The sequence below is a fragment of the Cellulomonas persica genome (assembly GCF_007989825.1).
Lineage (GTDB): Bacteria > Actinomycetota > Actinomycetes > Actinomycetales > Cellulomonadaceae > Cellulomonas > Cellulomonas persica.
The window spans coordinates 38088-63962 of the sequence record NZ_BJUA01000007.1 but is presented as its reverse complement, the minus strand read 5'-3'; the positions used below and the strand labels follow the sequence as shown (position 1 = coordinate 63962).

The 25875-nt window shown below is 73.8% G+C and carries 21 protein-coding genes and 1 tRNA gene; 12 read left to right on the top strand and 10 right to left on the bottom strand.

Annotated elements, in window-relative coordinates; all coding sequences use genetic code 11:
- The first annotated feature begins 252 nt into the window (after positions 1 to 252).
- Complete coding sequence (locus CPE01_RS08425; RefSeq protein WP_371861987.1) at positions 253 to 1512, top strand: multidrug effflux MFS transporter; 1260 nt, start codon at positions 253 to 255, stop codon at positions 1510 to 1512.
- 28 nt (positions 1513 to 1540) lie between these two features.
- On the opposite strand, the gene CPE01_RS08420 is transcribed toward CPE01_RS08425, so the two are convergent.
- The 10 genes from CPE01_RS08420 to CPE01_RS08375 form a co-directional block, all read right to left on the bottom strand.
- Entirely contained in the window at positions 1541 to 2770 is a 1230-nt protein-coding gene (locus CPE01_RS08420) for a pyridoxal phosphate-dependent aminotransferase (protein WP_146806206.1), read from the bottom strand.
- 116 nt (positions 2771 to 2886) lie between these two features.
- Complete coding sequence (locus CPE01_RS08415) at positions 2887 to 3003, bottom strand: molybdopterin oxidoreductase (RefSeq protein ID WP_246783815.1); 117 nt, start codon at positions 3001 to 3003, stop codon at positions 2887 to 2889.
- Between the two features lie 103 nt (positions 3004 to 3106).
- Entirely contained in the window at positions 3107 to 3619 is a 513-nt protein-coding gene (locus CPE01_RS08410; protein ID WP_146806204.1) for a hypothetical protein, read from the bottom strand.
- Positions 3620 to 3737: 118 nt separating this feature from the next.
- Positions 3738 to 4577 (bottom strand): hypothetical protein, encoded by an 840-nt coding sequence (locus CPE01_RS08405; protein ID WP_146806203.1) that lies wholly within the window; start codon positions 4575 to 4577, stop codon positions 3738 to 3740.
- On the bottom strand, positions 4574 to 5269 hold the full coding sequence (locus tag CPE01_RS08400) for a DUF6318 family protein (protein ID WP_146806202.1): 696 nt from the start codon (positions 5267 to 5269) through the stop codon (positions 4574 to 4576). The genes CPE01_RS08405 and CPE01_RS08400 overlap by 4 nt, the downstream gene beginning before the upstream one ends.
- 251 nt (positions 5270 to 5520) lie before the next feature.
- Positions 5521 to 8259 carry a bifunctional acetaldehyde-CoA/alcohol dehydrogenase gene (gene adhE / locus CPE01_RS08395; protein WP_186811469.1) on the bottom strand — a complete coding sequence of 913 codons (2739 nt, stop codon included), beginning with the start codon at positions 8257 to 8259 and terminating at the stop codon, positions 5521 to 5523.
- Positions 8260 to 8446: 187 nt separating this feature from the next.
- Positions 8447 to 10153 carry a cation:proton antiporter gene (locus tag CPE01_RS08390; RefSeq protein ID WP_146806201.1) on the bottom strand — a complete coding sequence of 569 codons (1707 nt, stop codon included), beginning with the start codon at positions 10151 to 10153 and terminating at the stop codon, positions 8447 to 8449.
- 117 nt (positions 10154 to 10270) lie between these two features.
- Entirely contained in the window at positions 10271 to 10900 is a 630-nt protein-coding gene (locus CPE01_RS08385; protein ID WP_146806200.1) for a 4'-phosphopantetheinyl transferase family protein, read from the bottom strand.
- Between the two features lie 180 nt (positions 10901 to 11080).
- Positions 11081 to 11156 (bottom strand) — tRNA-Arg (locus CPE01_RS08380).
- Between the two features lie 79 nt (positions 11157 to 11235).
- A complete protein-coding gene (locus CPE01_RS08375) occupies positions 11236 to 11892 on the bottom strand; it encodes a FadR/GntR family transcriptional regulator (protein WP_146806199.1) in 657 nt (218 codons plus the stop codon).
- Between the two features lie 107 nt (positions 11893 to 11999).
- On the opposite strand from CPE01_RS08375, the gene CPE01_RS08370 reads away from it, so the two are divergent.
- The 11 genes from CPE01_RS08370 (at position 12000) to CPE01_RS08320 (ending at position 25719) form a co-directional block, all read left to right on the top strand.
- Positions 12000 to 13331 (top strand): MFS transporter, encoded by a 1332-nt coding sequence (locus tag CPE01_RS08370; RefSeq protein WP_222592889.1) that lies wholly within the window; start codon positions 12000 to 12002, stop codon positions 13329 to 13331.
- A gap of 29 nt (positions 13332 to 13360) precedes the next feature.
- The gene (gene argS / locus CPE01_RS08365) at positions 13361 to 15043 is read left to right on the top strand and encodes an arginine--tRNA ligase (RefSeq protein WP_146806198.1); all 1683 of its coding nucleotides are present in this window, start codon (positions 13361 to 13363) and stop codon (positions 15041 to 15043) included.
- On the top strand, positions 15040 to 16404 hold the full coding sequence (gene lysA / locus CPE01_RS08360) for a diaminopimelate decarboxylase (protein ID WP_146806197.1): 1365 nt from the start codon (positions 15040 to 15042) through the stop codon (positions 16402 to 16404). Before argS ends, lysA begins: the two co-directional genes overlap by 4 nt.
- A gap of 154 nt (positions 16405 to 16558) precedes the next feature.
- The gene (locus CPE01_RS08355) at positions 16559 to 17656 is read left to right on the top strand and encodes a heme/hemin ABC transporter substrate-binding protein (protein WP_146806196.1); all 1098 of its coding nucleotides are present in this window, start codon (positions 16559 to 16561) and stop codon (positions 17654 to 17656) included.
- 110 nt (positions 17657 to 17766) lie between these two features.
- Positions 17767 to 18864, top strand: coding sequence for a FecCD family ABC transporter permease (locus CPE01_RS08350; RefSeq protein ID WP_371861990.1), 1098 nt, complete (start codon positions 17767 to 17769; stop codon positions 18862 to 18864).
- On the top strand, positions 18861 to 19652 hold the full coding sequence (locus CPE01_RS08345) for a heme ABC transporter ATP-binding protein (protein WP_146806195.1): 792 nt from the start codon (positions 18861 to 18863) through the stop codon (positions 19650 to 19652). Before CPE01_RS08350 ends, CPE01_RS08345 begins: the two co-directional genes overlap by 4 nt.
- Positions 19649 to 20869 (top strand): hypothetical protein, encoded by a 1221-nt coding sequence (locus tag CPE01_RS08340; RefSeq protein WP_146806194.1) that lies wholly within the window; start codon positions 19649 to 19651, stop codon positions 20867 to 20869. The genes CPE01_RS08345 and CPE01_RS08340 overlap by 4 nt, the downstream gene beginning before the upstream one ends.
- The gene (locus tag CPE01_RS08335; RefSeq protein ID WP_146806193.1) at positions 20866 to 22203 is read left to right on the top strand and encodes a hypothetical protein; all 1338 of its coding nucleotides are present in this window, start codon (positions 20866 to 20868) and stop codon (positions 22201 to 22203) included. The genes CPE01_RS08340 and CPE01_RS08335 overlap by 4 nt, the downstream gene beginning before the upstream one ends.
- Positions 22191 to 23552 (top strand): hypothetical protein, encoded by a 1362-nt coding sequence (locus tag CPE01_RS08330; RefSeq protein WP_146806192.1) that lies wholly within the window; start codon positions 22191 to 22193, stop codon positions 23550 to 23552. Before CPE01_RS08335 ends, CPE01_RS08330 begins: the two co-directional genes overlap by 13 nt.
- Before the next feature lie 5 nt (positions 23553 to 23557).
- Positions 23558 to 24181, top strand: a complete 624-nt coding sequence (locus tag CPE01_RS08325) for a hypothetical protein (RefSeq protein WP_146806191.1) — start codon at positions 23558 to 23560, stop codon at positions 24179 to 24181.
- Positions 24182 to 24306: 125 nt separating this feature from the next.
- Positions 24307 to 25719: an Ig-like domain repeat protein gene (locus CPE01_RS08320; RefSeq protein WP_186811468.1), complete on the top strand. Its 1413-nt coding sequence runs from the start codon at positions 24307 to 24309 to the stop codon at positions 25717 to 25719.
- Positions 25720 to 25875 lie beyond the last annotated feature (156 nt).

Genomic DNA, 25875 nt, shown 5'->3' with positions numbered 1-25875 from the left:
GGTGACACGCGCCCGGGTGGTCGGGGCCGAGACCGTCGGCGCGGGGTCGTCCGGGCGTCGAGGTCAAGTCGGGGTCATCCTCTATGCCGGTGCGGGTCGCGAGGTCGAATCGATTCGCGCGAGGCGTGCAGCGGATGCCACCATGGGCGGGCGACCGTCGACGACGGACCTGCCGACCCTCGGTCCGTGCCCGCCCCCTCGTCGTGCCGCTCCCTCGAACCGACACCCCAGACGCGACCACCGAGACACCACGTGACCGACACCGCAGCCCGCACCCGCACGACCGACGTGACCGCGGACGCCCCCGCGACCGGCTACCGCCCCCACGCGAAGTACGTCCTGCTGCTCGGCATGATGTGCGCGCTGCCGGCGATCTCGAACGACATCTACCTGCCGTCGCTCCCGGACGTCGCGCGCGACCTCGGCACCTCGGCCACGGCCGCGCAGCTCACCATGACGGCGATGATGCTGGGCGGTGCGGTCGGCCAGCTCGTCATCGGCCCGCTGTCCGACCGGTTCGGGCGGCGTCTGCCGGTGCTCGTCGGCGTCGCGCTGCACGTCGTCACCTCCGTGCTGTGCGCGGCCGTGACCGGCGTCGAGATACTCATCGCGCTGCGCGTGCTGCAGGGCTTCTTCAACGCGTCCGCCACGGTCGTCGCGATGGCCGTGATCCGCGACCGGTTCGTCGGCGCGGACGCCTCGCGGCTCATCTCGCGGCTCATGCTCGTCATCGGGATCGCGCCGCTGTTCGCGCCGTCGGTCGGCGGGCTCATCGCCGGCGAGTTCGGCTGGCGCGCGGTGTTCCTCGCGCTCGGGCTGTTCGGCGTCGGGCTGTGGGTCGTCTGCTGGCGGCGGCTGCCCGAGACGCTCCCCGCCGCGCGCCGCCGCGGCGCGGGCCTGCGCACCGCGCTCGGCGGCTACAGGGCACTGCTGCGCGACCGGCACTTCGTCGCGCTCGCGATCATGCCCGGGCTCGGCAACGCCGTGCTCATGAGCTACGTCGTCGGCTCGCCGTTCGTGCTGCAGGAGGGGTACGGCCTCACGTCGCACCAGTTCTCGCTGCTGTTCGCGGTCAACGGGCTCGGTCTGGTCGCGGGCGCGCAGGTCAACGCGGCCCTCGTGCGCCGCGTCGCGCCGATCCGCATCATCCGCGTCGTGCTGCCGGTGTCGCTCGCGCTCACGCTCGGGCTGCTGGCCATCGCGATCACCGGAGTCGGCGGGCTGCCCGTGCTGCTCGTCATGCTGTGGCTCGTGCTCGCGATGGTGAACTTCGCGCCGCCCAACGCCTCGGCCCTCGCGCTGAGCCGGCACGGCGAGATCGCGGGGACCGCAGCCGCACTGATCGGTGCCACGCAGGCCACGATCTCGGGCCTCATCTCACCCGTCTCCGGGCTGCTCGGCGGCGACGCGGTCGCGATGGCGGGCGTCATGGTCGGCGCGGCGGCCTCCGCGCTCCTCGTGCTCGCGCTCGCGACGCCGGCCTACCGGCCCGGCGGCGGCTGGACCGGCTGAGCCGACGAGCGGCCGGGCCCGGACGTCGTCAGGCGCCCAGGCGCGCGAGGCGTCCGACCGCCTCGGCGAGCACGTCGTCGCGCTTGACGAACGTGAAGCGCACCCACGAGCGCAGGGCCTCGTCGGTCGGCGATCCGGGCCGGGTGAACGCGCTGACCGGCACGCCCACCACGCCGCACAGGCGCGGCAGGTCGCGGCACAGCGCGACGCCGTCGTCGTAGCCGAGCGGCGCGGCATCCGCCACGACGAAGTACGTACCCTGCGGGCGCGCGACCGCGAAACCCGCCGCCCGCAGCCCGTCGCTCAGCAGGTCCCGGCGCCGCGCGAGCGACGCCGCGAGCTCGTCCACCCATGCCGCGACACCCTCGTCCTGCAGCGCGAACGCAACCGCCGGCTGGAACGGTGCGCCGTTGACGTACGTGAGGAACTGCTTGACCGTCCGCACCGCGTCGAGCAGCTCGGCGGGGCCGCTGACCCAGCCGATCTTCCAGCCCGTGAAGGAGAAGGTCTTGCCGGCCGACGAGATCGTCAGCGTGCGCTGCGCCATGCCGGGCAGCGTCGCGATCGGCACGTGCGTCGCGCGCACGCCGTCGGGTCCGGGCAGCGTCAGGTGCTCGTACACCTCGTCGGTCACGACGAGCGCGTCGTGCTGCTGCGCGAGGCGCGCGACCAGGCCGAGCTCGTCGCGCGTGAGCACCGCACCCGTCGGGTTGTGCGGCGTGTTGATCACGACGAGCCGCGTGCGGGACGTGAACGCCGCCGCGAGCGCGTCCTCGTCGAGCCGGAACCCGTCGGGCGTCGCGCGCAGGGGAGCGGTGGTGTGCGTCGCACCCGCGAGCGCGATCACCGCGGCGTACGCGTCGTAGAACGGCTCGAGGGTCAGGACCTCGTCGCCGGGTCCGGCCAGCGCGAGGACCGTGGCCGCCATCGCCTCGGTCGCGCCCGCCGTGACGAGCACCTGCGAGTCCGGGTCGAGCGACAGGCCGTAGCGTCGGGCCTGGTGCGCCGCGATCGCGTGACGCAGCTCCGGGATGCCCGGCCCCGGCGGGTACTGGTTGACGCCCGCGCGGATCGAGTCCGCCGCGACGCGCGCGACCGACTCGGGCCCGTCGACGTCGGGGAAGCCCTGACCCAGGTTGACCGAGCCCGTGGCGGCGGCGAGCGCGGACATCTCCGCGAAGACCGTCGCGCGCGGGGTGCCGTCCGCACCGAGCAGGTTCGCGGCCCGGGCCACGTCGACCCAACGGGGAGCACTCATGACAGCCGAGGGTAGGTCGCGCGCGCGACGGGCGACGTCACGTCTCGCCGCGACGTCCCGTCTCGCGCCGACGTCGCCCGGCGCCGGGACATGCCGGGCCGGTGGGGTGCGGGTCGCTAGAAGGAGCCGGCGGCCGCGGCCAGCCCGGCGACGACGACCAGGGCGAGCGACGACCACGCGGCGACGACCCACCACTCCACGTGGTGGCGACGAATCGCTCGACGGTCTGCCATGTCAGTCAAGATCGGCAGCAGAGCCCCGCGGTACAACATCCGGGGTACACCGTCGTGGAGATCACCCGTTCGGTCGCCATCGCGACCGGTGCTGGAGGGCGGGTCAGGACCCCGACGCCGAGCGCAGGTCGTCGGCGACGCCCTCGAGCTGGTCCGCGAGACCGCTCAGGCCGTCGGCGGCCTTCCCGCCCGCGTCGGCCGCGGCGTCGTCCAGCGACTTCTTGGCGTCCTCGACGCGGGCACGGGCGTCCTCGAGGGCCTTCTTCCCCTCGGCGGACGCGTCCTCGCCGCTGCTCTCGAGGGCCTTCTTCGCGTCGGCCAGCGCGGCGCTCGCCTCGTCGACCGCGGCCTGCGCCTCCTCGCGCTTGTCCGGCGCGACGTCGGCGAGCTGACGGCGGACCTCGTCGGCCTTCGCGCGGGCGTCCGCGACCGAGCCCTTGAGGTCGTCGATCGCGGCGCGGGCCTTGTCGAGCTGCGACTGGGCGTTCGACGCCGCGTCGCTGACGGCCTGACGGGCGTCGTCGGTCGCGTCGCACGCGGTGAGCGCGAGGGCGACGCCGAGGGCGGCGACGGCGGTCGTGAGCGCTCGCGGGCGGGAGGAGGTCGTCCGGGTCACCCGGACACCGTCCCCGAGTCCGCGGACGGACGCAACCCGTCCCTCCCCACGACAGGGGCGGCAGGTCACCCGCACGACCACGAACCACCCTCACGCGACCCGTGCGACGACGGACGGCTCATCCGTCGAGGTGCCCACGCAGCTCGACGACCTCGAAGTCGGCAGTGGCGGACGTCGTGAAGGCGTTGCCGCCGATCTCGCGCCACTTGTGCAGCGGGTCGACGTCCACGCGGTAGCGACCAGTCCACGTCGTCGTGAGCGTGATCCGGGCCGTGCCGGGGCGGACGTACGTGCTGTACACGTCGTGGTCGGGGAAGCGGTGGCCCTGTGACGTCGTGACGAGGGGGCTCTGCCCGTCGGCGAAGTCCCACGCGTACGAGACGGGAGTCGCCTCGACCTCGACGCCGTAGCCCAGCAGATCGGTGCGGAGCGTCTGCACCCCGGTCTCCGTATAGACGATCGTCTGCTTGTTCACCAGCACCGGACCGCCGTCGGGCTGCATGCGCGCGGGCGCAGCGGGGATCGTCATGCGCCTGAAGTCGTCCTGCGTCATGCGCGGGATCAGATCCTCCGGGCAGTGCCACCCGACCTGGAGGTACCACGTCTCCTCCGTGCGCGGCCGGCGCCAGATCGGCAGGAGGGGCGCTCCGTCCTCGCACACGGGCGGGTCGTGCTGGATCGCCGAACCGCCCCAGCACGCCTCGCTCGAGTCCCGGTCGATCTCGGGGTACCGGCTCCAGCACGGCAGGTCCCGCTTCCACACATATGCCCCCGCGTCAGGGTTCGCCTCGTACTCGGCGGCACCCCGGCTGGCGTTGCGGGCGCGGATCAGGAGGCTGTCGTCGTCGACGCTCGGGGTCCATCCGACGCCCGCGGCGCCCGTGGCGCTGAGCAGCAACAGCGCGAGCGACGCGACGCCGCCGGTGACCGTCGCCGCCGCTCGTCGTCCTGCTCTCATGTGGGGACCACTGAGGCGATGAGCCACGAGCCGTCGTACCACATCACGTCGATCTCGAAGGTCCTGGCCGCGAAGCCCTCGTCTCTCCCTACCACTCCGCCGTCCGCGTCGAGCTCGCGGGACGAGTCCTGCGACATCGTCGTGGTGACGATGAAGTAGTCGTCGGTCTGCGTCCGGACGTCGGCTCGATGGACGGCGATCGCACCTCCCTCGGTGGTCACGCCCTGGGCCTCGTACCCCTGGATCTCATCGATGAAGTCGCTGCAGAACCCGCACTCCGGGTGTGAGAGGTCGTCGAACGCGCGGAGGTCGTGCGTGACCGCGCTGTACGGAAAGAGTAAGGCGAAGTACGTCGCGATCTCGGCGGCGGCCTCCTTGCTCGGGGGTGCGTCGAGGGCGTCCGGGCGCGGTGGGGGGACGGTGAGGTCGATCGAGGAGAAGTCGTCCGACGCGCTCGGGAGCGCGCTCGGCGTGGGCGTCGCCGATGGCGTCGGTGCGGCGGTTGCGGTCGGGGTGCTCGCGGCCGTGGCGGACGAGGGCGGTGGGGCAGGGGCGTCGCCCGTGCAGGCGGCCAGCACCGTGACCAGAGCGAGCACGGCCGCGTACGGCCAGAGCGCGCGGCGGCGGGGATGCCCGCAGCTACGGCGAACCGGGCGCTCGGCGAGGGGCACGGTGGTCGGCGTCGTGTGCACGCCCGCGAACCTACCCATATCGGGCGCCCTGCTGGGGTGGGTTCCATGCGGCTGTGGACGAACGTCCGAGCCGCGCTGCGCGGCAGGTCCGGTGCGCCGGGTCGCGCACGCCCCGGGGCGCCAGGAGCGGGCGCCGGGGTCCGGGGACAAAGGTCGACGCCCCGTCCGGCGAGGGATGAGCCGGACGGGGCGTCGGAGCGGGCGGGGCTCTACCGACGGCTACAGCCTGGTCGGGAGCCCGCCGGAGGTGGTCAGCCCTCCTGCCCGCTCTTGCGGCCTCGGACGTCCTCCAGCGACGTGCCGTAGTAGGCCGCGGTCATGATGTCCTTCATGTCGTCGATCATCGGCATGCGCGGGTTGGCGGGGGCGCACTGGTCCTCGTAGGCACCCATGGCGACCTCGTCGAGACGCGACATGAACTCCTGCTCGTCGACGCCCTGCGCCTGGAAGGACGACGGGATGCCGACCTTCGCGCGCAGCGCCTCGACCGCCAGGGCGTAGGACTCGACGCCCTGCTCCGGCGTCGCGGCCGGCAGACCGAGCGTCTGGGCGATCTGCTGGAACCGCTCCGGTGCGACGTAGCTCTCGTACTTGGGCCAGCTCGTGAGCTTCGTCGGGACGGTGCCGTTGTAGCGGATCACGTGGGGGAGCAGCGTGGCGTTCGTCCGGCCGTGCACCAGGTGGTACGTCGAGCCGATGACGTGGGCCATCGCGTGCACGATCCCGAGGAACGCGTTGCCGAACGCCATGCCGGCGATCGTGCCCGCGTTGTGCATCTTCTCCCGCGCGTCCTGCGTGGCCGGGTCGGCCGGGTCGCCGTTCACGGACTGCGCGAGGTTGTCGAAGATGAGGCGGATCGCCTGCAGCGCCATGCCGTCGGTGAAGTCGTTCGCGTAGACCGCGACGAACGCCTCGGTGGCGTGCGTCAGGGCGTCGAAGCCCGAGTCGGCGGCGAGCGAGCGCGGCATCTTCGAGGTCAGGACCGGGTCGATGATCGCGACCGTCGGGGTCAGCGCGTAGTCCGCGAGCGGGTACTTCTTGCCGGCGTCGGGGTCGGAGATGACCGCGAACGGCGTGACCTCGGCGCCCGTGCCCGACGTGGTCGGGATGCAGACGAGCTTGGCCAGGTCGCCCAGGACCGGGAACTTGAACGCGCGCTTGCGGACGTCGAAGAACTTCTGCTTGAGGTCGGAGAAGACGATCTCCGGGTGCTCGTACAGCAGCCACATGACCTTCGCGGCGTCCATCGGCGAGCCACCGCCGAGGGCGATGATCGTGTCCGGCTTGAAGTGCCGCATGTTCGCGGCGCCCTTCTGCACGGTGCGCACCGACGGCTCGGGCTCGACCTCGTCGATGATCTGCACGGCCACCGAGTTGTTGCGGCGGCGCAGCACGTCGAGGACCTTGTCGACGAAGCCGAGGGCGGTCATCGTCGTGTCGGTGACGATGGTGACGCGCTCGATGCCGGCCATGTCGGCGAGGTAGCGGATCGCGTTGGGCTCGAAGTAGGTCTTCGCCGGGACCTTGAACCACTGCAGGTTGTTGTTCCGACGACCGACGCGCTTGACGTTGATGAGGTTCACCGCCGAGACGTTGTTCGAGACCGAGTTGTGGCCGTAGGAGCCGCAACCGAGGGTCAGCGAGGGGATGAAGGCGTTGTAGATGTCGCCGATGCCGCCGAGCGACGAGGGCGCGTTGCAGATGACGCGGATGGCCTTGACGCGCTTGCCGTACTCGACCGTGAGCGCCTCGTCACGCGTGTGGATCGCGGCGGAGTGACCGAGGCCGTCGAACTCGACCATCTTCTCGGCGAGCGCGAAGCCCTCCTCGGTCGAGCCCGCGCGCAGCACCGCCAGGACGGGGCACAGCTTCTCGCGGGTCAGCGGCTCGTCGGGGCCGACGCCGGAGACCTCGGCCAGGATGATCGACGTGTCGGCCGGGACGGTGAAGCCCGCCTGCTCGGCGATCCACACCGGCGACTTGCCCACGACGTTCGGGTTGAGCTTGGCACCGGCGCAGTTCTCGCCGCCGGCCTCGACGCCGAAGATGAAGCGCTCGAGCTTGGCCTTCTCCTGCGGCGTGGTGCGGTACGCGTGCAGCTTGGCGAACTCGGCCATCGAGGCGTCGTAGATCTCGTCGTCGATGATCGCGGCCTGCTCGGACGCGCAGATCACGCCGTTGTCGAACGCCTTGCTCAGGACGATGTCGTTGATGGCCCGCGCGAGCTTGGCGGTCTTCTCGACGTACGCGGGGACGTTGCCCGCGCCGACGCCGAGGGCCGGCTTGCCGCACGAGTACGCGGCCTTGACCATCGCGTTCCCGCCGGTGGCCAGGATCGTCGCGACACCCGGGTGGTTCATGAGCGCGCTCGTCGCCGTGAGCGACGGGGTCTCGACCCACTGGATGCAGTGCTCGGGGGCGCCCGCGGCGATCGCGGCGTCGCGCACGATCCGCGCGGCGGCGATCGACGACTGCTGCGCGTTCGGGTGGAACGCGAAGATGATCGGGTTGCGCGTCTTGAGCGAGATCAGCGACTTGAAGATCGCGGTCGACGTCGGGTTGGTCACGGGCGTGATGCCGGCGATGACACCCACGGGCTCGGCGATCTCGGTGATGCCGTTGAGCTCGTCGACGTGGATGACGCCGACGGTCTTGAGGTTCGCCATCGAGTTCGTCACGTGCTCGCACGCGAAGATGTTCTTGACGGCCTTGTCCTCGAAGACCCCTCGTCCGGTCTCCTCGACGGCGAGCTTCGCGAGCTGGCCGTGCTGGTCGAGCGCGGCGACCGCGCCCTTCTTGACGAAGCGGTCGACATCGTCCTGCGTCATCGACTCGAACTCGGCGAGCGCCTTGGTGGCGTTCGCGACGAGCTCGTCGATCGCGGCGTGGACCTGCTCGTCGGACTGCACGGCAAGGGCCGGCGCGGGTGCGGGTGCCGCTGCGTCGGCCTTGCGGCTCTTGGCGGGGCGGGGCGTGCTGGTGGTGGTCACGGATGCTCCCTGGTCGGGTGGAATCGGTGGAAGGGGCGGGGCTGGAGTCCGTCCGAACCGACACCTCGACGCTATGGACGAGCGCTCGTGAAGTGGTGGGATGAAAGTCCTTGAGAGGTCCCAGGGGTGATCCCGCTGGCCACGCGCGAGCCCGCCACGGGACCTGGGTCCTGCCTCAGCGGGCGTCTCAGTCGCGCAGCCGGCTCACCCAGGAGGACGCGAGCGCCTCCTCCTCGAGGTCGAGCTCGCGCATCATCCGACGCATCACGGCCTCGTCGAGGTCGCCCGCGTCGCGGTGCTGCATGAGCACCTCGCGCTGCGCGGCGATGACCTCGCGTCGCACGGACTGCAGGCGGCGTCCCGCGTCCGCGGACGACTTGCCGGCGCTCGCGAGCACACCCAGCCCGCGCGCGGCGGTCGCCTCGCGCACCGCCTCGAGGTCCACGCCGAGCTCACCCGCGCTGTCGGGGTCGAGCATCACCGCCGCGGCGGCGGCGCGCGCACCCCAGGCGGCCGACAGGCGCTCGACGACCTCCTGCGCCTTCTCGTCGCCCAGCTTCTGCGCGAGCCGCGGCCGCTGGCGCTCGACGTAGTCCTGCACGGCCTCGCCCGTCGCGACGCGCATCGCGGCCTCCTGCCGGGCGTCGTCGGCCTCCTCCTGGTCGGAGCCGACGCCGAGCCGAGTGATGACCCACGGCAGCGTCATGCCCTGCAGCAGCAGGGTGCCGAGCGCGACGGTGTACGCGGCGAGCTGGATGGTCGCGCGGTGCTCGAACGGCGCGCCCTCCATGGTCGCCGGGATCGCGGCGGCGGCCGCGAGCGTGACGACGCCGCGCATCCCCGCCCACGACACGACGGCGGACTCGCGCCCGGTGAGCGCGTCGCGCTCGGGCCGGTGCGAGCCGGGCAGGCGGATGTTGTCGAACCACGCGGTCGCGAAGACGTACACGGGCCGCACCAGCAGCGCGACGAGCAGGACGACGAGCGAGACCGTCAGCCCGTGCGCGAAGCCCTGGTCGGAGTCGACGACGTCGCGGATCACCCACGGCAGCTGCACGCCGATGAGCGCGAAGGTGAAGGACTCGAGGACCAGGTCGAGCGTCGACCAGATCGGCTCCTCGAACAGGCGGGTCGCGTAGCCGGCGCGCGGCGAGGTGTGCCCGAGGTACAGGCCCGCGGCGACGACCGCGAGCACGCCCGAGCCCGCGACGGCCTCGGCGCCCCAGTACGCCGCGAACGGCGTCATGAGCCCGATCGCGGACGCGACCACCGGGTCGTCGAGCCGCAGCCGGACCTGGTGCACGACGAGCGCGAGCACCAGCCCGATGCCCACCCCGGCGAGCACCGCGATGGCGAACGTCGCCAGGCCGGCGCCGAGCGCCCACGCGCCGCTCGCGACGCCCGCGAGCGCGACCTTGTAGAGGGTGAGCGACGTCGCGTCGTTGATGAGGCTCTCTCCCGACAGCAGCGTCATGACGCGCCGGGGGAGCCCGAGCCGGCGCCCGACCGCGGCGGCGGCGACGGCGTCCGGCGGCGCGACGACCGCGCCGAGCACGAGCGCGGCGGCGAACGAGACGTCGTCGAGCAGGGAGAACACCCACGCGACCGCGAGCGCGGTCACCAGGACGAGCCCGACGCCGAGGCGCGTGATCGAGTTCAGCTGCGCCCGGAAGTCGCGGTACGACGACGACAGCGCGGCGGAGTAGAGCAGCGGTGGAAGGACGAAGTCGAGCAGCAGCTCGGGCTCGACCTCGTACCGCGGCACGCCCGGCACGAGCGAGACGACGAGCGCGATCGCGACGACGACGAGCGGTGCGGGCCAGCCCCGGCGGCGGGAGAAGGCCGCGACGAGGACCGCTGCCGCGGCGAGCACGAACACCTCGACGTGATGCACGGGTCCTCCGTCGACCGCCGGGGATGTGACACGCCGACACTACCCAGCCGTCGGTGGTGACTCGCGGTCGAAGGCAAGGTCCGGGCCTGCGCGAGGCTGCGCGCCGCGCCGAGGCGGTCACCGTGGCAGCGTGACCGCCGTGACGAGCAGGTCGTCGTGCGCGGCCCAGCGCCCGTGCAGCACGTCGACGCCCAGGCCCGTGCGGTGCAGTCGGGCGACGAGGGTGCCGTCGCCCACGAGGTGCACCTGCACCTCGTCGAACCCGAGCCCGGTCCCGACCAGCGGCGACCAGACCTTGTAGACCGACTCCTTGGCGCACAGCAGCACGCGGTCCGCGCACCAGCCCGGGTCGAGGTCGTCGAGCGGCGCGCGCTCGTCGTCGCTCAGGACGAGCGCGGCGACCTCGGGCGGCAGCGGCGCTCGCGGCTCGACGTCGATCCCGATACCCGCCCAGTCGCGCGCCAGGCCCACGGCCGCGGCGCGGTACGCGGCGCCATGCGTCATGCTCCCGACGACGCCGCCCGGCCACACGGGAGCGCCGTTGGGTGCGCTCGGCACGGCGAGGTCGGTCACCCCCAGGCGGGCGATGGCCGCTCGCGCGCACGCGCGGACCGCGGCGTACTGCGCACGTCGCGCGGGCGCGGCGTCGAGGACGGCCGCCTCCTCGTCGGCGAACAGCGGGACCGTGACGGGCGGCCCGTGACGTTCGACGACCTCGACCCCGGTCGGCAGCAGGTCGGCGAGCATGTGCCCACTGTCGCCGAGCCGGCTGTGGGTCGCGCGCGGTGTCCACCTCGCGGCGGACTGGCGACCAGGTGGCGATCTCCCCCTGCGTGCGCCGTCCGTGGTCGACGCTCGTCCTTCCCGCCGAGACGGCAGGGGAGGGGACGACGAGGGCCGTGCTGCTCGCTGCAGCACGGCCCTCGGTGGTGCGCCCGAAAGGATTCGAACCTTCGACCTTCTGCTCCGGAGGCAGACGCTCTATCCGCTGAGCTACGGGCGCTCGGATGCACGGATGCATCGGCCAGGGAGCCTACCAGCCCGGACCGGCCCCCTCTGCTCGCGCGACGACGGGGCGGGGCTCAGGTGGGTTCGCCCAGGAGGGCGGACAGGTAGGCGGTGGTCTCGGCGACGGCCTTGGTCGCGTCGCCCGCGACGATCGCCTCGACGAGCGTGTCGTGCGCGGTCTGCCCGTGGTAGTCCGTGACGAAGTTGAACCGGATGTTCTCGCCGATCGCGTCGATGAGGTTCTCGTAGAGCGACAGCAGGACGGGGTTGCCCGCGGCGCGCACGATCGTGCGGTGCAGTGCGAGGTCGGTCTGGACCATCGCGTCCAGGTCGCCCGACACGTAGGCGGTCGCGCGCTCGTCGCGCCGCTCGAGCAGCGCGGCCGCGTCGAGCGCGGTCCGGCGTCGCGCGGCCAGACGGGCCGCCTCGATCTCGAGCGCGCGGCGCACCTCGACGACGTCGCGCTGACGCGCGTCGGCGATCTGCCGGCCCATGGACGCGGCGAGCTCGGAGGAGGTCAGCACGTACGTCCCCGAGCCCTGGCGGCGCTCGAGCAGCCCGGCGTGGACGAGCGCCTGCACGGCCTCGCGGACGGTGTTGCGGCCGACGCCCAGCAGCTCGACGAGCTGGGGCTCGGGCGGGATGCGTGACCCGACGGGCCACTGGCCGCTGGTGATGCGCGTGCGCAGCTCCTGTACGGTCGAATCGATCAGACCGGTCCGTCGCGTCATCGGCGCGGCGCTCCGTGTGCAGGCATGCGGTGCAGTCAACACGAGCGAGGCATCCGCCCGCCAGACCTGTTCACGGCCCTCGTCCTTCCTTCACCCTGCGGAGTGCCGTGACGCGTCCTGCCCCCGAGGTCGCACCCTGGCGTGGCCGCCTCGTCGTGCTCGCCGGCATCGTCCTGGTGGGTCTGAACCTGCGTATCGCCGTCGCGGCGGTCTCGCCGATCCTCGACGTGATGCGCGCGGACGTCGCGCTCACGTCCGCGCAGATCGGTCTCCTGGGCACGATCCCCGTGCTGTCGTTCGCGCTGTTCGGCTCGCTCGCGACGCCCGTGGCGCGGCACCTCGGGCTCGAGCCGACGATGGTCGTCGCGCTCGTCCTGTCTGCCGCGGGTGAGGTGCTGCGGGCGGGCGCCACGACGGCACCGGCGTTCCTCGCGTGGTCGATGCTCGCGCTCGCGGGCATGGGCATGGGCAACGTGCTGCTGCCGCCCCTCGTCAAGCGCTACTTCCCGGACCGGATCGGCCCGGTCACGGCCGCCTACTCGGTGTGCCTGTCGGTGAGCACCGCGGTCCCGCCGCTCGTGGCGCTGCCGCTCGCGCAGGCCGCGGGGTGGCGCTGGTCGGTGGGGGTGTGGGCGGCGGTCGGGCTCGCGGCGGCCGTGCCGTGGGTCGTCGTGATCGTGCGGTCGGTGGCGGCGCGTGCGCACCTGCGCGAGCTCGTCCGGCGCTCGTCGGGCCCTGCCGTGAGCGTGCTCGCGCAGCCCGGGGGCGGCGGCGCGATGCGGCTGGTCTGGCGCTCGCCGCTCGCGTGGGCGATGGCCGTGACGTTCGCGATGAACTCGCTCGGGACGTACACGGTGTTCGCGTGGCTGCCCGAGATGCTCGCCGACGCGGGCCTCGGCACCGACGCCGGCGGCAGGTGGCTCGCGCTGTTCGCGATCCTGGGCCTGCCCGCGTCGCTCGTCGCCCCCGTGCTCACCGCGCGCATGCGCTCGCCGTTCCCGCTCGTCGTCGGCTTCGTCGCGTGCTGGGCCGTGGGTTACGCGGGGCTGCTGCTCGCGCCCGCGCACGGCACGGCGGTCTGGATGGTGCTGCTCGGGATCGGGCCGAGCACGTTCCCGATCCTGCTCGCGCTGATCGGGCTGCGGACGGCCACGCCCGCGCTCGCGGTCGTGCTCTCGGGCATGGTGCAGGGCGTCGGGTACGCGATCGCGGCGCTCGGGCCGATCGGCGTGGGGCTGCTGTACGACGCCACCGGGAGTTGGGACGCACCGCTGCTGGTGCTGCTCGGCCTGCTCGTCGTGCTGCTCGTCGCGGCCTGGCGCGCGTGCCGGCCGCAGGTGCTGGGCGAGCAGGCCGGCGAACCGGTCGACGAACGGGCCGGCGAGCAGGTGCGCGAGCCGGTGCGGGAACAGGTGGGCGGGCCGGACGGCGCGCCGTGACGGCTCGTGCGGTCCCCTACGCTTGACCGGTGACTCCCGACCAGCTCTCCCAGGCCATCGCGGCCGCCCTGGCGACGGCCGTCGCCGACGGCACGTTCGCTCTCGACCCCGCCGACGTCCCGGCGACCGTCCACGTCGAGCGACCCCGCCAGCGAGAGCACGGCGACTGGGCGACGAACGTCGCGCTGCAGCTCGCGAAGAAGTCCGGGACGAACCCGCGGGCCTTCGCCGAGGAGCTCGCGCGTCGGCTGAGCAGCACCGACGGTGTCGCGTCGGTCGAGGTCGCGGGCCCCGGCTTCCTCAACATCCGCCTCGACGCCGCGGCGGCGGGCGAGCTCGCGCGCGGCATCGTCGAGCAGGGCGCGACGTACGGCACCAACACCGCGGAGGCGGGTCACCGCGTCAACCTCGAGTTCGTCTCCGCCAACCCGACGGGTCCGCTGCACATCGGTGGCGTGCGCTGGGCGGCCGTGGGTGACAGCCTCGCACGCGTGCTGCAGGCGGCCGGTGCCGAGGTCACGCGCGAGTACTACTTCAACGACCACGGCGCTCAGATCGACCGGTTCGCGCGCTCGCTGCTGGCGCGCGCCCGCGGCGAGGAGGCGCCCGAGGACGGCTACGGCGGCCAGTACATCGCCGACATCGCGGGGCAGGTGACGGCCGACGCCGCCGCGGCGGGCGAGCCGGACCCGGCCACGCTGCCGGACGACGAGGCCGTCGAGGCGTTCCGCGCGCGCGGCGTCGACCTGATGTTCGCCGAGATCAAGCAGTCGCTGCACGACTTCGGCGTGGACTTCGACGTGTACTTCCACGAGGACTCGCTGCACGAGTCCGGCGCGGTCGAGCGCGCCGTCGCACGGCTGCGCGAGCTCGGGCACGTGTTCGACCAGGACGGCGCCACGTGGCTGCGCACCACCGAGTTCGGTGACGACAAGGACCGCGTCATCATCAAGTCGGACGGCGAGGCCGCCTACATCGCCGGCGACATCGCCTACTACCTCGACAAGCGTGAGCGCGGCTTCGACCGCGTGGTGATGATGCTCGGCGCGGACCACCACGGGTACGTCGGGCGCATGAAGGCGGTCGCGGCGGCGTTCGGCGACGACCCGGACGTGCACCTCGAGATCCTCATCGGCCAGCTCGTGAACCTCGTCAAGGACGGCGCCCCGGTGCGCATGTCGAAGCGTGCGGGCACGGTCGTGACGATCGACGACCTGGTCGACGCGGTGGGCGTCGACGCGGCGCGGTACGCGCTCGCGCGCTCGTCGACCGACTCGGCGATCGACCTGGACCTCGACCTGCTCGCGAAGGCGACCAACGAGAACCCGGTGTTCTACGTGCAGTACGCGCACGCGCGCACCGCGGCGATCGGGCGCAACGCGGCCGAGACGGGCGTGCGCCGCGAGGACGGCTTCGACGCGAGCGTGCTCGACCACGAGACCGAGTCGGTGCTGCTCGGCCACCTCGCGCAGCTGCCGCGCGTCGTCGCGCAGGCCGCGAACCTGCGCGAGCCGCACCGCGTCGCGCGCTACCTCGAGGAGCTCGCGGGCGGTTTCCACAAGTGGTACGACGCGAAGCGCTACGTGCTGCCGCAGGGCGACGAGCCCGTCACCGACGTGCACCGCACGCGCCTGTGGCTGGTCGACGCCACGCGTCAGGTGCTCGCGAACGGTCTCGGCCTGCTCGGTGTGAGCGCACCGGAGCGGATGTGACGACGAGCATCCCGGGCGAGCCCTGGTCGACGGGGGTCGCGCGGGACGGCTCGGGCGCGCTCGTCGTCGGCGGCGTGCCGGTGGCGCGGCTGGCCGACGAGGTCGGCACGCCTGCGTACGTGCTCGACGAGGCGGACCTGCGCGCGCGTGCGGCGGGCTACCGGCGCGCGTTCACGGCCGCGTTCGCCGAGGTGGGCGCGGGTGTGGACGTGTACTACGCGGGCAAGGCGTTCCTGTCCGTCGCGGTCGCGCGGTGGGTGCACGACGAGGGTCTGCGCGTCGACACCGCGTCGGGCGGCGAGCTCGCGGTCGCGCTGCGTGCGGGCGTCCCGGGCGGCGACATCGGTCTGCACGGCAACAACAAGTCCGACGACGAGCTCGTGGCCGCGCTCGAGCACGGCGTCGGCCGGATCATCGTCGACTCGCTCGTCGAGATCGAGCGGCTCGCGGCGCTCGTCAAGGCGCGCGGGGGAGTGCCCGCACCGGTGATGGTGCGCGTGACGACGGGCGTGCACGCCGGCGGGCACGAGTACATCTCGACCGCGCACGAGGACCAGAAGTTCGGCCTGTCGGTCGCACGCCGCGGCGATGCGGACTCGCCGGCGATGACCGCGTTGCTCGCTGTGCTCTCCCACCCGGAGCTGCACCTGCTCGGGATCCACTCGCACATCGGCTCGCAGATCCTCGACCCGTCGGGCTTCGAGGTCGCGGCGCGCGTCGTGCTCGAGCTGCGGGCGCAGCTCGCCGAGCGCACGGGTGTGCTCGTCGACGAGGTCGACCTGGGAGGCGGCTACGGGATCGCGTACCTGCCGGACGAGGTCGCGCTCGACCCGGACCGGATCGCCAAGGACGTCGCGGCGTCGGTCGCGGCGGCGGCCGCGGACCTCGGGACGTCGCTGCCGCGGTTCTCGATCGAGCCCGGGCGCGCGATCGTCGGCCCGGCGGGCTTCACGCTGTACACGGTCGGCACGGTCAAGCCCGTGCGCGTGGACGACGAGACCGAGCGCCTGTACGTGTCGGTGGACGGCGGGATGAGCGACAACATCCGGCCCGCGCTGTACGGCGCGCGGTATCACGCCGAGGTCGTCGGCAGGCTGTCGGCGGCGCCGTCGGTCCTCGCGCGGGTCGTCGGGAAGCACTGCGAGTCGGGCGACGTCGTCGTGCACGAGGTGCAGCTGCCGGGCGACGTGCGCGCGGGCGACCTCCTGGCCGTCGCGGCGACCGGGGCCTACGGGCGCTCGATGGCGTCGAACTACAACCTGCTCACGCGCCCGCCCGTCGTGGCGGTGCGCGACGGCGAGGTGCGCACGCTGCTGCGACGCGAGACGGTCGACGACCTGCTGGCGCTCGACCAGGGCTGACGTCGCCCGTCCGGTCACCCCACGCGTGCGGTTTCCTGACGTGCTGATGTGATCAAGACCGCGTGCGTAAGGGTAGGCGAGCCTAACCTACGCCTGGGTAGGATGTGCAGGTCCCGGGGTCGCACCCCGTCCCACGTCCGGAGGTCGTCCCCTCATGCCCGTCGCGCGACACGTCCGCGCCCTCGTCGCGACGATCGGGCTGGTCCTGGCGGTGAGCGCATGCGGTGCGGGTCCCGCCGACGAGGAACCGGGTGCGAGCGCCGAGGGCGGCGCGCGCCTCGCTGACGTGCGGCCCGCGGCCGATCCGAAGTCGCTGACGGGTCCGTCGACCGCGGTCGTCGCCGACGCGGCGGTGCACCCCGTCGACGACGACCCGCAGCCCACGCTCCCGGTCACCGTCACCGACGCGCAGGGCACGACCGTGACCGTGACGGACACGAGCCGCATCCTGGCGCTCGACGTGTACGGCACGGTCGCGCGCATCGTCTACGAGCTCGGCCTGGGCGACCACGTGGTGGGTCGTGACACGTCGTCGGCGTTCGCGGAGATCGCCGACAAGCCGCTGGTGACCGCGAGCGGCCACGAGCTGTCCGCCGAGGCGATCCTCGACCTCGCGCCGACCGTGATCCTCACCGACACGAGCCTGGGCCCGTGGGACGTCGTGCTGCAGATGCGCGACGCGGGCATCCCCGTCGTCGTGGTCGACTCGCACCGCTCGGTCGAGGGCGTGAGCGCGCTCATCGGGCAGGTCGCCGACGCGCTCGGCGTCCCCGAGGCAGGGGCCGCGCTCGCCGAGCGGACCGACGAGGCGGTGCAGGACAAGGTCGCCGAGATCGCCGCGATCGCGCCTGCGGACGAGGCCGACCGGCTGCGGGTCGTCTTCCTCTACGTGCGTGGTCAGGCGGGCGTCTACTACCTGTTCGGCGAGGGATCGGGCACCGATTCGCTCGTCGACGCGCTCGGCGCGGTCGACGTCGCCGGGGAGATCGGCTGGGAGGGCATGAAGCCCGTGACCGACGAGGGCATCGTCAAGGCCGCGCCGGACGTCGTGCTCGTCATGTCCGACGGCCTGGCCTCGGTGGGCGGCGTCGACGGCCTGCTCGAGACCCTCCCCGCGGTCGCGAGCACGCCCGCCGGCGCGAGCCGACGGATCATCGACATGGCCGACTCGGCGGTGCTGTCCTTCGGGCCGCAGACCGCGGACGTGCTCGACGCGCTCGCCGTCGCCCTCTACGCCCCCGCGCAGTCGTGACCGTGACGCAGACCAGCCACGAGCCCGTCGCCGACGCGCCCACCGCTGCGGCGGGCACCGTCGTCGCGTCGGGCGGCTCTGCGACCGCGCCCGCGCCCGTGCGCAGCGCGTTGCGGGGGGCCGCGCCGCGGTCCGACGAGCCGGCGTCGGCCGTCGTCGCGCAGCACGCCGTGCGACGCGGTCGCGTGGTCGTGCTGGTCACGGGGCTGTCGATCGCGCTCGTCGTCCTGGCCGTCGTCGCGGCCGGCATCGGGCAGCTGCACATCCCGCCCGCGGAGGTGCTCGGCTCGGTCCTGCGCAGGCTCGGCCTCGACTCCGGCGCCGCCGCGACGCATCCCCACACCGACGCCGCGCTGTGGAGCATCCGGTTCCCTCGCCTCGTCATGGCGCTGCTCGTGGGCGCCGCGCTCGCGACCGGCGGCGCGCTCATGCAGGGCGTGTTCGGCAACCCGCTGGCCGACCCGGGCGTGGTCGGCGTGAGCTCGGGCGCGGCCGTGGGTGCGTGCACGGTCATCGTGTTCGGCTGGACGTTCCTCGGCTCGTGGACGGCCGCGACCGCCGCGCTCGTCGGGGGTCTGCTCACCACGCTGCTGGTCTACGCCACCGCGCGCGACGGCGGACGCACGCAGGTGGTCACGCTCGTGCTGACCGGCGTCGCGGTGAACGCGGTCGCGGGCGCCGCCCTGGCGTTCCTCACGTTCCTGGGCGACACGCAGGCGCGTGAGCAGATCGTGTTCTGGCAGCTCGGCAGCCTCAACGGCACGCGCTGGCCGTACGTCGCGGTCGTCGCGCCGCTCGTGCTGCTCGGGATCGTCGGCGCGTGCCTCGTGGCGCGCCGCCTCGACCTGCTCGCGCTCGGCGAGCGCACGGCCCGGCACCTCGGCGTCGACGTGGAGCGCCTGCGCGTGGTGTGCATCGTGCTCGTCGCGCTGCTCACCGCGGCCGCGGTCGCGTTCTGCGGGATCATCGCGTTCGTCGGCCTCGTCGTGCCGCACCTCGTGCGCATGACCGTCGGACCGGGGCACCGGGTGCTCGTGCCCGCCTCCGCGCTCGGCGGCGCGGTGCTTCTGCTGTGCGCGGACCTCGTCGCGCGCACGGCTGTGCCGTACGCCGACCTGCCGATCGGCATGCTCACCGCGCTGTGCGGCGGGCCGTTCTTCTTCTGGCTCATCCGGCGCACGCGCCGCAGCGCGGGAGGCTGGGCGTGAGCGCGCTGCGCGCACGCGGCGTGCGTGTCCGCTACGGCACCCGGGTCGTCGTCGACGGCGTCGACCTCGACGTCCACGCCGGGCAGGTGCTCGCCCTGCTGGGCCCCAACGGCGCCGGCAAGTCGACGCTGCTGGGCGTCCTCGCGGGCGACGTCGTGCCCGAGGCCGGAGCCGTCGAGCTCGACGGGGTCGACGTGCGCGCGATGCGCCTCGACGACCTGGCGCGGCGGCGCGCGGTGCTGCTGCAGGAGAACCGCCTGTCGTTCCCCTTCGACGTGGTCGACGTGGTCCGCATGGGCCGCTCGCCGTGGCGCGGCACGGAGCGCGAGGACGACGACGAGCGCGTGGTCGAGGCCGTCATGCGCACCGCGGACGTCACGCACCTGGCCGAGCGCCGGTACCCGACGCTGTCGGGCGGCGAGAAGGCCCGCACGTCGTTCGCCCGCACGCTCGCGCAGGAGCCCGTGGTGCTGCTCCTCGACGAGCCCACCGCCGCGCTCGACATCCGCCACCAGGAGTCGCTGCTGTCCGAGGCGGTGCGCTGGGCGCGCGACGGCGCCGCGGTCGTCGTCGTGCTGCACGACCTCACGCTCGCCGCGGCGTACGCCGACCGCGTGGTGCTGCTCGCCGAGGGACGCGTCCGCGGCGACGGCCCGCCCCACGACGTGCTGACGAGCGAGCTCCTGTCCGACGTCTACCGCCATCCCATCGAGGTGGTGCACCGCCCGGGCAGCGACGAGATCGTCGTGCTCCCGGTCCGTGCGGCCGCCCTGGAGACGACCCGATGACGCACACGTCCCCGACGACCTCCCGTCCGCGAGGTCGCGCCCGCGGCACGCGCCGGCTCTCCCGGAGCCTGTCGACCCTGCTGTCCGCGATCCTCGCGCTCGGTGCCCTCGGGCTGGCCGCCGTGCCCGCCTCCGCCGCGGCACGCGTGACCGTCGCGGGGGAGAACGGCAAGCCGCAGGCGGACACGACCTACTCGACCCGGGTGACGGTCAGCGGGTCCGGGTTCCAGTCCGTCCCGGGCGGCTTCGGCGGGATCTACGTCGTGTTCGGGTGGGTCGACGACCCTGCGGGCGGCTCGTGGCGGCCCAGCAAGGGCGGGATCAGCGGGCAGGACCTGCTCTACGTGCCCGACAGCGAGTCGAAGGACAACGCGGGCTTCCAGAAGTTCGTGTCGCACCCGGGCTCGGACACCTCCTCGTCGGCGAACGGCGGGGTGATCGCCGCGGACGGGACGTGGTCGACGACCCTGACGATCCCCGGCCCGACGCTCGAGGCCGTGGGCCGCTCGGGCGCCGTGACGAGCGTCGACTGCCTCACGGTGACGTGCGGGGTCATCACGTTCGGCGCGCACGGCGTCACGAACGCCACCAACGAGACGTTCACGCCCGTGCAGTTCGTGGATCTCGCGGCCGGTCACGACGCGGCCCCGGCGGCGGGCGACGACGAGGCCGCGCAGGCCGGCGACGAGACGGCGGCACCCGCCGGCGCGGGCGCAGCGTCGCCGCGGGTCGACGGCCCGGCCGAGGCGACGAGCGACCAGGCGAGCGTGGTGCGCGGCCGCGTGCTGGGCTTCACCGCGCGCGGGTTCGCGCCCGGCGAGCAGGTCGTCGGGTCGTTGTCCGGCGGCCAGGCGGGCGTCGGCCCGCTGACCGCGGGGCCCTACGGCGAGGTCGCCGGCGTGCTCGCGGTCCCGGCGGCGCTCGTGCCCGGCACGACGACCCTCACGCTCACGGGTGCGGCCTCCGGGCAGGTCGCGACGCTCGACGTCGACGTCATCGAGGACCCGGCCGTCGCGGCAGCGCTCGCGAACGCGGCCGACGCGGACGCGGGTCCGTCCGTGACCACCTGGGTCCTCGTCGGCGTCGCGGTGCTGCTGCTCGCGCTCGTGGCGGTCGGCGCGCTGACGGCGCGTCGTCGCCGTCGCGCCGCAGCGATGCCCCCCGCGCCGGTGCGTGTCATCGAGGCGACGCCCGAGCCGGTCGAGGTCGTGCGATGACGGCCGGCAGCGGACGTGCCACGCGCGTGGTCGTCGGCCGTGCGCTCACCGCCGGGGCGCTCGCGCTCGGTGCCGTGGCGCTGCCCGCGACCGTACCCACGCACCTGCCCGCGTCGTCGGCCGCGGCCGACGACGACGTCGTCATCGACGTCACCATCCCCGAGCCCGAGGCGGTGGCCGTCACCGACGCGCAGCTGCGCTGGGGCCTGAACCGCGAGGTCGGCGGCGGTGCGTTCTACGGCGGGTGCAACTTCCTGTCCGCGGGCAAGGCCGGCTCGACCGGCGGCTCGCGTCCGTGGACCGCGCAGGACGGCCTGTACGCCGCGCGCGCCGGTGACGTGCGGATCGAGAAGCCCGGTGCGGACGGCACGCCCGTGCTCGCGTCGTGGGACACGCGGTGCCTCGACGCGTCGGGGGAGCCCGTGAGCGTCGGGTCGGTCGAGAGCACGAGCGGCAACCAGGTGGTCGTCGAGGGCGGCGCCGGGTCGGTCGACCTCACGGCCGGGACCGCCTCGGTGCGCTGGACGGGCTCGTTCACGGCGGTGCTCTACGGCGGCATGACGTACTGGACCGCGTCCGACCCGGTGCTCGAGGTCGCGGACGGCACGGGCACGCTCACCGCGACCCTGTCCGGCTTCGGCGCCGATCGCGACGAGCCGGGTCGCTGGGTCGCGCTCACGCCCCGCACCGCCACGCTCGCGGTGCTGACGGACGTCGAGATCACGCAGGACGGCCTCGTCGTCGTCCCCGAGTTCCGCGGCGTCGCGGTCAAGGCTCCCGCGGGTGCGGCCCCGCAGGTCGCGCGGGACACGGACAGCGAGCCGTACTGGGGCTCGTTCCCGCAGGACTTCGTGGACTTCCAGGGCGAGGTCGGGCAGGCGCCCTACTGGTACACCTCCGGTTCGGCGCGCGACCGCGCGAAGCCCGCGACGGCGCTCGTCGTGAGCCTCGACGCGAGCCGCCCGGTCACGCCGCCGGCCGACGACGACGACCAGACAGGCGGCGGCACGCCCTCGCCGGGCGCGACGCCGCAGCAGCCCCGCAACGAGGTCAAGAACCGACCGGCGACGACGCGCACGGGCCCGGTCCGCCCGACGACCACGAGCGCCGACGGTGACCTGGCGGCCGTGGCTCCCCAGATCCCGACGGGCTCGGGTGCCCAGGCGCTCGTGGCGCAGCCCGCGGCTCCCGCCCCCGCGGCCGGCGGCGGAGTCCTCGCGGGGCTCGCCGACGACCCGCTCGCGCTCGGTGCGCTGGGCGCGATCGGCCTGGCCGCGGCGGCCGGCGTGGTGGGTCTGCGACAGGGATGGGTGGTGCTCCCGTGGGTGCGCTGAGGCGGACGGTCACGGCGCTGACCGCGCTCGGCACGGCGGTCGCGGCACTCGCCGCGCTGCCCGCCGCGGCGGACGAGCCCGACGGGTCGGCGGTCACCGACGCCACGCTCACGTGGGGCATCAGCGGCTACGCGCAGGTCGGCATCTTCGGCCCGTGGACGTTGTCCGACGCGCAGGGCGACGCGCGCGTGCTCACGGGCTCGGTCTCGGGCGGCACGCAGTCCGTCTACACGGTCGAACCGGTGCCCGCGACGTCCATGCCGAGGTCGTCGCCCCAGAAGACGCCCAACGTCGTGCGGTTCGCCGGCGGCGAGGGCACGGTCGACCCGCAGACGGGCGCGGCCGAGCTCGCGTGGACCGGGTCGTACACGGTCAACGCCTACCCGGACTACCTCAACGCGCCCGACGAGGTGTACGCGGACCCGGTCCTCCAGGTCGCTCGCAACGGCGCGGGGACGCTGTCGTTCGAGGTCACGATCGGCGCGGGTGTCGACCTCGACGGCGACCCGTCTGCGCCCCAGCGCCTGGGGCGCGTCACGGTGCTGACGTTCACCGCGGGTGCGCGCAGTGCCCTCGACGAGGACTCGTTCCGGCTCACCCCGGACTACCGCGGGGTCACGGTCGACGGGGCGGCCGCGGGTGTGCAGGTGCGCTCGTGCTCGACGGCGGGTGGTGCGACCGGCTGGTGGGGCTCGTGGCCCGCGGCGTTCGTGACCGCGATGCCCGTGAGCCTGCAGACGCACTTCTACTCGACGACCTGCGGTGGCGCGCAGGACTACAAGCCCGCGCTCCCGGTTGACGTCGGCTTCGGCTTCGACGAGCCCGAGCCGGAGCCGACCGCCACGGCGACCCCGACGCCCGGTCCGACGACGACCCCGACGCCCACACCCGCGCCGACGACCCCCGCCGAGCCCGGCGCGCTCTCATGGTCGTTCACGGACGACGCGGCGAGCCTCGGCACCGCGACGCTCGCCGACGGCGTGCTCGCCGCGACGGGCACGCTCCCCGCGGTCACGATCAGCGACACCCGGGCGGACAGCCCCGGCTTCACGCTGTCGGGCCGCGCGCGCCCGTTCACCACGAGCGACGGCGCGCACGTGCTCGGCGCGCAGCACCTCGGCTGGCAGCCGTCGTTGCTCGAGGCCGTCGCGGGCGTGCGCGCGGGCCGCGCGATCGCGCCCTCCACCGCCGCCGGCCGCGGGCTCGCCACGTCGCGCACGCTCGTCGTGGGTGGCCCGACGAGCGTGCGCCGCGACGTGCGCGTCACCGCGGGTCTGACGCTGCGCGTGCCCGAGGGTGCCGCGCCCGGACGGTACGAGACCGTCCTGACGATCACGGCGCTCGGATGACGGCCGTGGCTCCACGTGGGCTCGTCGGCGCCGGGCTCACGACCACCCTCGCCGCGCTCGTCGTGCTGCTCCCGGCGACGTCCGCGACCGCCGACGACGCGAGCTGGTCGGTGCGCCCGCAGGACGCCACGGCGTCCGTGCTCGAGCACACCGTCCGCGCGGGCGACGAGGTGGACGACGCGGTCGTCGTGCGCAACGACGGCACCGCCGCGCTCGAGCTCGCCGTGTCGACGTCCGACACCCGCGCCGACGCCGACGGCGCCCTCGAGGTCGCGGACACCCGCACGGGCCCGGGCGCGTGGGTCACGGTGGACGGCGCCGACGAGCCCGTCGCGCTCGCAGCGGGGGAGCAGGTCGTCGTCCCCGTCCACGTGCGGGTCCCGGCGGACGCGACCCCCGGCACGCACGTCGCCGCGGTCGTCACGACCGCCGCCGACGAGCAGGACGGCCTCGCAGTCGAACGCCGCCTCGCCCTCCGGCTGATCCTGACGGTCGACGAGGACGCAGCAGGTCCGCGAGGGGTGGTCACGGCGTCCGCCGCGCTGCTCGCCGCGGCGGTGACGCTCGTCTTCGTCGTCCGCGCACGTCGCAGCGCCGTCGGGTCGCGCGGCCCGCACATCTCGCCCTGACAGGCACCAGCAGCACAGGTAGGCACACCAGCACGTGCGCGGGCGACTCACGCGCGGCGCATGACGAAGGGAAGCAGATGTTGACACGTACCGCACGCAGCGGTCAGTCCTGGGAGCGTCGTCTCGTGGCGTCCGTGGCGGCTGCCGCACTCGTCGCCACGACGCTCGCCGTCGCCGCAGCAGGGCCGGCCGCCGCGACCGGCGCCCAGCCGCTCGACGTGACCGTGGAGCCGCTCGCGCCGTCCGTCACGGTGTCCGAGACGGATCTGCGCTCGGACCTCACGTCGACCGTCACGGTCGAGGGTCACGGGTTCGACCCGACGCTCGCCACGGGTACCCGTCCGCCGTTCAGCGGCCTGCAGTCCGGCCTGTACATCGCGTTCGGCCGGTACCCCGACGTCTGGCGGCCGTCCGCCGGCGTTCCGTCGACCGAGCGCCACAACCCGCCGGGGGCGACCGGCAACGGTGTCTCGGTCATCTGGGCCGTCCCCGAGGCGTCGTTCGCGGCGTCGTCGCCGCGCCAGGACCCGAGCGCGCCGACCTACACGATCCTGCGCGCCGACGGCTCGTTCACGGCCACCGTGAAGGTGAACCGGGACTGGCTCGCGGACGTGTCGGGGAACTTCGGCATCTACACGTACGCGGGCGGCGGCGCGAACGTCGCCGCGTACGAGACGTACACGCCGGTGACGTTCTTCGAGCGCGCCGAGTCGCAGGTCGTCGCTTCCGCCGTGCGTGGTTCCGTGGGCAAGGCGGTCGCCCTCCCGGTCGCGGTCGACGCGTCGGGTGCGGACGTCGCCGGGACCGTCGAGGCGACGATCGCGGGCACGACCGTCGCGACCGGCACGCTCTCGGCCGGCCGCGCCACGCTCTCGCTCGGCGGGCTCACGGCCGGGACGCACACCGTCGACCTCGCGTTCACGCCCAGCACGGACCGGATCGCGCCCTCGTCGTCGAGCGTGGCCGTGACGGTCGCCAAGGGCGCCGCGAAGGTCGCGGCGACGTGGCCGTCGCTGACCTACGGCAGGACGGCCAAGGTCGCCGTGACCGTCAGCGGCCCGGTCGCCGCGACGGGCAAGGTCTCGCTCCTGAACGGCAGCACGGTCCTGTCGACGGCCACGCTCTCGGGCGGCAAGGCGTCGCTCACCGTCCCGAAGACGCTCGCGGCGGGCACGCGCACGCTGACGGTGTCCTACGCGGGCAGCAGCGAGCTGAGCACCGCCAAGGTCAGCTCGAAGCGGACGGTCGCCAAGGCGAGCAGCTCGATCACCGTCAAGGCCGCGACCGTGACGAGCAAGGTCGCGGGCAAGGTCGTCGTCACGGTGAAGGCGACCGGCACGACGCCGACGGGCAAGGTGACCGTCAAGGTCACGCGCAACGGCACGTCCTACGCCACGAAGACGGTGACGCTGCGCAGCGGCACGCGCACGGTCACGCTGCCGAAGCTCGGCAAGGGCATGTACAACGTCAAGGTGACGTACGCGGGCTCGTCGAACGTCAAGGCGTCGAGCAGGTCGGCCCAGCTCAAGGTCGTCTGACCCGACGCGCGTCGGGCATCCGCAGGGGCGGTCGGGGTCTCCCGGCCGCCCCTGCGGCGTCCAGGCACCCCTGCGCGCGCACCGGGTGACCGGCGGGTCATCCTGCCGACCGGACGTCGCCACGCCCACCCGCGCGGGCGCCCTATCCTTGGCGCA